The organism is Halomonas sp. BM-2019 (assembly GCF_017584085.1).
In genome coordinates this window covers 204,996-212,344 of the sequence record NZ_CP071922.1, presented here as the reverse complement: position 1 = coordinate 212,344, position 7,349 = coordinate 204,996, and the positions used below count along the sequence as shown (strand labels likewise).

Sequence of the window (7,349 nt, the reverse complement as noted above, 5' to 3'; positions counted from 1 at the left end):
TGGGTCGACGAGATCGTGGTGGTGGATGCCGGTAGCCACGACGAGAGCTGTGCCATCGCCCGCGAGTTTACCGACAGGGTGGTGGTGGAGGCGGACTGGCAGGGTTTCGGCGTCCAGCGCCGGCGCGCCGAGTCGCTGGTGCAGAGCGACTGGATCCTGATGGTGGATGCCGACGAGCGCGTCACCCCCCAACTGCGCAACAGCATTCTTGGCGTCCTGGCCGAGGCGACGCCGGCGATCTACACCCTGCCGCGTCTCTCCTGGTGTTTCGGCGATTTCATTCGCCACTCCGGCTGGTACCCGGACCGGGTGGCCCGGCTCTATCCCCGCGGCCGCGCCGGCTACAACGCGGCGCTGGTCCACGAGAAGCTGGAAAACCCCCAGGGGCTGCCGGTGCGGCCCCTCGAGGGTGACCTGCTGCACTACACCTATCGCGATCTGCGCCATTACCTCGAGAAGTCGGCCCACTACGCCCAGGCCTGGGCCGAGCAACGAGCGGCGCGCGGCAAGCGAGGCAGCCTGGCGGCCGGCATCGGGCACGGCCTCGGCTGCTTCCTGCGCATGTACCTGCTCAAGGCGGGCTTCCTCGATGGCCGTCAGGGGCTGTTGCTGGCACTGCTCTCGGCTCACTCCACCTTCGCCAAGTACGCCGACCTCTGGATCAGGACCCGGACGTCACCGCCGCCGGAAGGCGGCGCAGCAGATCGCTGATCGCGGCGGCGGCAGCATCGAGGTCGATGCTGGTCATCTCCTGCTCGCCCGCCCCCTCGGGTGGGCAGAAGGCCAGGCGGTGCCCGGCGCGGTTGCAGGTCTGCCAGCGCAGCGGCGTGGCGGAGCGGTGGGCCGGATAGAAGCCGGCGGTGGCGATATCCAGGCAGCCGGCGATATGCAGCGGCCCGGTGGAGCCGGCCACGAAGAGGTCCGCCGCCGCCAGCGTATGGGCGAAGTCATCCAGGCCGGCCCGGGGCGGCAGGTGATGGGCCTCGATACCGGCCTCGCGCAGCGGCGCGGCGATCGCCTCGGCGGTGGCCGTCTCGCCGGGGCCGGCGGTCAGCACCCACTGGGCTCGCCCCTCGCCGGCGAGGCGAGCGTCCACTTCCCGCACCAGCCGGGCAAACTGGGCGGAGGAGAGGTTCACCGCCGAGCCCCCGCTGCCACCGTGCAGGAAGACCCAGGGTCGCACCGGATCGAGGCCGAGCTCCTCGGTGAGGCGCCGGCGCTGGGCCCCGCGCTCGCTCGCCGGCAGCGGCCAGTAGGGGGGCTCGGGCGCGGCGTCCGGAATCAGACCCAGTTCGCCCAACAGCGCCTCGGCCAGCTCCTGGTTGTAGCGGTACTCCGGCTTTTCCGAACGCGACCTGCGCTGGACCACCCTTCGGTTGTAGAATAGTTGCACCCACTTGGTGGCCGGGGCCAGGCGCAGCGGGATGCCCGCCCGCCAACCCAGCCAGCCGATGCGCGGTGTGGAGAAGAGGGTGAGCAGCGCATCGAAGCGTGCCGCCTTCACCGCGGCGAGCAGTCGTCTAAGCTCGGTACGGGAGGCGTGTTCGCCTGGATCGATCAGCACCTGGTCGACCCAGGGGCAGAGCCGGGCCATGGGCGCCGTATAGGCGGGCACCAAGACGCTCACCTGCGGCACGGGGCTAGCCGCCTTGAGGCGGGCCAGGGCCGGCCAGGCCAGCATGAAGTCACCGAGCTTGTCGTTGCGAACCACCAGCAGGCGCGGGGACGCGCCAGGGGCAGCGGAAGTAGCAGTCATCCGGGCTCCCGAGCCCCGAGTCACCGAAGGAGTCAGCCTTGTCGCGCAAGGTCCTGCATATCTGCCTCTCCCGCGGCTGGGGCGGACTGGAAATGTATCCGTCTCGGATTATACCCGAGCTGACCCGCCAGGGGTGGCAGGTCCATGGCCTGGCCTTGACCGGCTCCCGGGTCGCCGCGAGCTTTCGCCAGGCCGGCGTGGAGCCGCTGACGGAGGCTTCGACGGGGCGCGCGCTGCTGGCGGTGGGGGGACTGCTGGCCTATCTCAAGGCCCACGAGATCGGCGTGCTCCACTGCCACAAGTCCAGCGACCTGCGCCTGGGGGCGCTGCTGGTCAGCCTGCGGCCATCGCTGCGCCTGTTCTTCACCGATCATATGGGGGTCACCCGCCCCAAGAAGGACCCCTACCACCGCTGGGCCTACGGCAAGGTCACCCGGCTGTTCTCCATCAGTGAGGCTACGCGGGCCCGCAACCTGGCGGCCTTCCCGCTGCCGGCCGAGCGCATCCGGCGCCTCTACCTGGGCATCGACCCGGACCCCTATGCACCCCGCCTCGATGACGAGGGGCGCGCCGCGCTGCGCCGCGAGCTGGGCGTGCCCGAGGGCGCCGTGGCCATCGGCCTGCCGGCGCGGCTGACGCAGGGCAAGGGCCAGAAGGTGTGGGTCGAGGCGCTGGCCCGGCTGGCCGAGGCGGCCCCCGGGCTGGCCTGGCACGGCGTACTGATCGGCGGGCTGACGGCGGAGGAGGGGAGCGACGAGGCCCAGGTGGCGGCCCTGCAGCGGCGTATCGCCGATCTGGGGCTCGAGTCGCATATCACCTTCACCGGTTTTCGCCGCGACCTGCCGCGCCTCTTCGAGGCGCTCGATATCGTCAGCGTGCCCTCGCGCAACGAGGCCTTCGGGCTGACGGTGATCGAGGCCATGGCTGCCGGCAAGGCGGTCATCGGCAGCGACAGCGGGGCGATTCCCGAACTGCTCGACGGCGAGACGGGCCGCCTGGCGGCCGCCGAGGATGCCGCGGCCTGGGCCGCCGCGCTGGCCGCGCTGGCCGTGGACGCCGAGCTGCGCCGACGCCTCGGCCAGGCCGCCCGGGCGCGCGTGCTGGCGGACTTTACCCTGGCGGCCCATGTGGCCAGCCTGATCAACGAATACCAGACCGAGGGAGCCAAGGAGCCGTGAGGGCCTGGACGGACAAGTGTGCCTACCTGAGCCGGCGCGGACGGCGCTGTCTGGAGAGCACCGCGGTAAATGAGGTGAAGCGCATCCTGGTGATCCGCCAGTGCGCCTTCGGCGACTATATGGCGGCGCGGCCCTTCCTGGTGGAGCTGCGCCGGCTGTTTCCCGAGGCTCATATCACCCTGGCCACGGTGACCACCTATCGCTATGCGGTGCCGGAGGACCTGGTGGACGCGGTCTACGTGCAGGAGACGCGTGGCAACCTGGCGGCGCAGTGGCGTTCGCTGCGCGCCATCGAGCCGGTGGACATGCTCTTCGACCTGGCGGATACCTCCCGCTCCCGGGTGCTGACGCTAATGGCTCCCGCCGCCATCAAGTTCGGCTTCCCCTACCGCAGCTTCTTCAACCACCTGCTCTACGACGTGGGACTGCGGCGCTCCAACTACCACTATGAGGCCGAAGTCCTGCTCGACTTCCTCAAGGTGATGGGCCACAAGCCGCGCTATCCCCTCGACTTCGCCATGCCCTGTCACCCGGGAGCGAAGGCGCCTCGAGTCATCGCCTACTTTCCCTTTGCCTCCCAGGCCGAGAAATCGCTCCCCCTGGACGCCTGGAGCCAGCTGATCGACCAGGCCGCGGCGGAGTTTCCCGACTACCGCCACATGCTGCTGGAGGGCCACAAGGCCGAGGAGTCCGGCGACTTCCTGGCCGAGGTAACGGCCCGGCACGCCAACGTCGCGGTCCAGCCGCGGACGCCCCTGGAGGCGCTGGGGCCCTGGATGGCCGATGTCTCGGCGCTGGTCTGCGGGGATACCGGGGTGCGCAACCTGGCCCTGGCCACCCATACCCCGACCCTGGGCATCTTCTTCCGAACGCTGCCCTACCGCTACTGGCCGCGCTACGAGGCCTGCCACGAGGCGGTGTTCCTGAGAAGCGGCGAGGTGCCGGGCAGGGCCGATATCCTCCAGGGGCTCGAGGAGCTGCTGGTGCGGGTCTACCCCGAGCGCGAGTCACCGCGTCGGCCGGCCGTCGGCGAGGCCTCATAGCCCCGCCGGATCGGCGCCATGGCGTCAAGGGCGCCGAACTTCACCAGGGAGCGCTCGAGCCGCGCCAGGTTGGCGGCCTGCCAGGCCCCTTTCGCGCGCAGCCGGCAGCGGTCCAGGTCGATCAGCCAGACGCGCGCCTCGTCGTCGATCAGCAGGTTGCGGGCGTTGAGGTCCACATGGTCGAGGCCAGCGTCGTGGCAGCGCTGGATCGTTTCTCCGACCGTTTCCAGCAGCGCCGCATCGGCGCGACCCGCCTCGAGGCGGCTGGCCAGGGCGCGGGCGCCGGGGATACGCTCGGTGATCAGGGTGGCCTCGTAGGTGAGGCCAAGGCGGGTCACGGCGGCGGCCACCGGGCGGGGCACCGGCAGGCCGCGCTCATGCAGGGTGGCGGTCAGGCGAAGCTCGCGGAAGGCGCGGGTGCGTTCGAGGCCGGTCCACAGGTAGCGAGTCGCGCTGAGCCGGGCGATCAGGCCACCGCGGCGGTAGGGGCGCAGCACCCACTCACGGCCGTCGCCGGCGTCCAGGAAGAGACTGGCGCCGCGCCCCGGGGCCTCGCCGGTGACCCGTGCGGCCTCCCGCCAGGCCTGCGGGTCGAAGGCCTGCGGGCCGATGCCGGGGAGCGTCGTGGACCAGCGGGCAGCCTGGCTGTCGAAGAGGATCGACATGGCTGCGACATGGCGTATCGCCAATGGCATATCAACTCCTCGGCGGCACGGACGGCACCGCCGTCGGCCGCCGCGACGGATCCAGTGCTGCGTCGAGAGCGGCCATGAAGCGATGTGCTGCCTCTCGCTTCCTGTAGCGGTTGCGGCCCGGAACCAAGGCGTACATCGGTATCAGGGTGTTGTCGCCGAGCCCGTCCACCAGCGCAAAGAAGTCGTTGCCGTTCGGGTCGCGACCGAGCACCAGGTTGTTGCGGCTCAGGTCGCCGACGATGGCCGACGAGGCCAGCAGACGGTCGAAGAAGGTGGCAAGCAGGTCCTGGTGGTGAGGCTTGACGCGCGACTCGCGCAGCAGCTGGGAGAAGGTCGGTGCAAGCCGACCGTCGGCTCCCCGAATCGCTTCCACGCTGAGCCCGAATCCCAAGTCGGTGGCGATGAGCCCGGCGATGGCGGGGAGATGACAGATCAGTTTGTCATCAGGTTTCCCAAAAACACGGATATATTCACGAAGCTCGCGCAGCTGGCGGGTTACCTGAAAGCGTGCCTTGAGGCGCACCGACCCCTGCCTGACCACCTTGATCAGCCTGCCGGGCCGTTCGGGATCGGGATAGATAAGGCGCGATCCTCCACTGGTCAGCGGCTCGATATGGGCGAGTCGTATGCGCGTCGAAGGTTCGGGCATGTCAGGCTTCCAGAGTGGTGTCAGGGTGGCATCGAGAGCCACAGGCCTTGCACGGTGTGACCGCTGTCGTGGTGTGGGGGTAGAATGCCATTCTCTTCGCTCGACACGTTGCCAACTTCATGAAGCATCCTCTGCCTGCACAACCCCGGCACATCGGCGTGCTGCGACTCTCCGCTCTGGGCGATGTCTGCAACCTGGTGCCGACGGTTCGTGCCTTGCAGCGTCAGTGGCCCGAGGCGCGCATCACCTGGATTATCGGCAAGGGCGAACACAGTCTACTGACGGGCCTCTCCGGGGTCGAGTTCGTGGTCTACGACAAGGCCTCGGGGCTCGCCGGCATGCGCGCGCTGTGGCGCGAGCTGGCCGACACCCGCTTCGACGTGCTGCTGCACATGCAGCAGGCGCTGCGTGCCAGCGTGCTCTCGCTGGGGCTCAAGGCCGAGGTACGGGTGGGCTACGACAAGGCGCGGGCCAAGGACGCTCAGCACTGGTTCACCCACCGCCAGCTGACGCCCCATCCCCGGGCCCACGTTCTGGAGTCCTTCCTGGACTTCGCCCGCCTGCTCGGCGTGGAGGACCTTACCCTGGCGTGGGACCTGCCGGTGCCCGATGCAGCCTTCGACGAGGCGCGGGCCCTCACCCATGATGCGCCCTACCTGCTGATGAGCCCCTGCTCGAACCCGCGGCTGCGCAACTTCCGCAACTGGTCCGCCGAGGGCTATGCGGCGGTGATCCAGCACGCCTGGCAGCACCACGGCCTGCCAACCCTGCTCACCGGCGGCGGTAGCACCCAGGAGCGCGAGATGGGCGAGCGCATCCATGCCCTCTGCGAGCCGGGGGCGGTTATCGACGCCATCGGTGGCACCTCCCTCAAGGGACTTCTGGCGCTGATCGACCGTGCCCGGGCCGTGATCGCCCCGGACTCGGGGCCGGTGCACATGGCCAATGCCCTGAACACGCCGGTGGTGGGGCTCTATGCCACCACCAACCCCGATCGCGCCGCCCCCTATCGCTGGCGCGAGTTCGTGGTCAACCGCTACCCCGACGCCGTGCGCATCTACCTGCACAAGTCCCTCGAGGAGATACCCTGGGGGCAGCGGGTGCGCCATCCCGATGCCATGTCGCTGATCCATGCCGAGGAGGTGATCGCGCAGCTGGAGGCGCTGCTCGACCACGCCGCCGCCACCCACCCGGAAAGGGAGCTTCCCGACGATGAAACTTGATCTGACCGCCCTGGAGCGCTCACGCCTGCTGGTGGTGGGCGACGTCATGCTCGACCGCTACTGGCACGGCGGCACCTCGCGGATCTCCCCCGAGGCGCCGGTGCCGGTGGTGCGGGTCGAGCAGAGCGAGGACCGCCCCGGCGGCGCGGCCAACGTGGCGCTCAATATCGCCTCCCTGGGCGCCCGCGCGGCCCTGGCCGGCCTGGTGGGCGACGACGACAACGCCAGTCGACTGGCCTCGCGCCTGGAGGATGCCGGAGTGGGCACTCACTTCGCCAAGAGCCCCGGTGTTCCCACCATCACCAAGCTGCGGGTGATGAGCCGCAACCAGCAGCTGATCCGCCTCGACTTCGAGGATGGGCTCGGCGAGGTGGACACCTCGGGCCTGCTGGCGGAGGTCGAGGCGGCGCTGCCCGAGGCGGACCTCGTCATCCTCTCCGACTACGGCAAGGGCACCCTGAATCGCGTCCAGGAGCTGATTCGCCTGGTGCGGGCCAGCGGCAAGCGGGTGCTGGTGGACCCCAAGGGCAGCGACTTCTCCCGCTACCGCGGCGCCAGCGTGATCACCCCCAACCTGGCCGAGTTCGAGGCGGTGGTGGGCCACTGCCGCGATGACGCCGAGCTCGCCGAGCGCGGCGAGGCGCTGCGTGTCGAGCTCGAGCTCGAGGCGCTGTTGATCACCCGCAGCGAGAAGGGCATGACCCTGATCCGCGGCGACCACGAGCCGCTGCACCTGCCGACCCGGGCCCGGGAGGTCTACGACGTTACCGGCGCCGGCGATACCGTGATCGGCGTGCTGGGGCTG

Annotated in this window: 8 protein-coding genes; 5 read left to right on the top strand and 3 right to left on the bottom strand. The window is 69.9% G+C overall.

Going from position 1 to position 7,349, the window contains the following annotated elements; genetic code table 11:
• Window positions 1-711: glycosyltransferase family 2 protein (locus J5F18_RS01120; protein ID WP_346300534.1), on the top strand; the 711-nt coding region annotated here is incomplete at its 5' end.
• On the opposite strand, the gene J5F18_RS01115 is transcribed toward J5F18_RS01120, so the two are convergent.
• The gene (locus J5F18_RS01115) at window positions 662-1,756 is read right to left on the bottom strand and encodes a glycosyltransferase family 9 protein (RefSeq protein ID WP_346300533.1); all 1,095 of its coding nucleotides are present in this window, start codon (window positions 1,754-1,756) and stop codon (window positions 662-664) included. The two genes, J5F18_RS01120 and J5F18_RS01115, sit on opposite strands and share 50 nt — an antisense overlap.
• A 38-nt stretch (window positions 1,757-1,794) precedes the next feature.
• Between J5F18_RS01115 and J5F18_RS01110 the strand changes: the two genes are divergently transcribed.
• Together J5F18_RS01110 and J5F18_RS01105 are read left to right on the top strand one after the other, a co-directional pair.
• On the top strand, window positions 1,795-2,934 hold the full coding sequence (locus J5F18_RS01110; protein ID WP_346300532.1) for a glycosyltransferase family 4 protein: 1,140 nt from the start codon (window positions 1,795-1,797) through the stop codon (window positions 2,932-2,934).
• Window positions 2,931-3,977, top strand: a complete 1,047-nt coding sequence (locus J5F18_RS01105) for a glycosyltransferase family 9 protein (protein ID WP_346300531.1) — start codon at window positions 2,931-2,933, stop codon at window positions 3,975-3,977. The genes J5F18_RS01110 and J5F18_RS01105 overlap by 4 nt, the downstream gene beginning before the upstream one ends.
• Here J5F18_RS01105 and J5F18_RS01100 read toward each other — a convergent pair.
• On the bottom strand, window positions 3,926-4,672 hold the full coding sequence (locus J5F18_RS01100) for a 3-deoxy-D-manno-octulosonic acid kinase (RefSeq protein ID WP_346300530.1): 747 nt from the start codon (window positions 4,670-4,672) through the stop codon (window positions 3,926-3,928). The two genes, J5F18_RS01105 and J5F18_RS01100, sit on opposite strands and share 52 nt — an antisense overlap.
• Before the next feature lies 1 nt (window position 4,673).
• Window positions 4,674-5,321, bottom strand: coding sequence for a YrbL family protein (locus J5F18_RS01095; RefSeq protein WP_346300529.1), 648 nt, complete (start codon window positions 5,319-5,321; stop codon window positions 4,674-4,676).
• A 119-nt stretch (window positions 5,322-5,440) separates the two neighbouring features.
• On the opposite strand from J5F18_RS01095, the gene J5F18_RS01090 reads away from it, so the two are divergent.
• Window positions 5,441-6,544 (top strand): glycosyltransferase family 9 protein, encoded by a 1,104-nt coding sequence (locus J5F18_RS01090; RefSeq protein ID WP_346300528.1) that lies wholly within the window; start codon window positions 5,441-5,443, stop codon window positions 6,542-6,544.
• Window positions 6,534-7,349, top strand: an 816-nt coding sequence (gene rfaE1, locus J5F18_RS01085; protein ID WP_346300527.1) for a D-glycero-beta-D-manno-heptose-7-phosphate kinase, incomplete at its 3' end; no start/stop codon positions are given. The genes J5F18_RS01090 and rfaE1, both read left to right, overlap by 11 nt.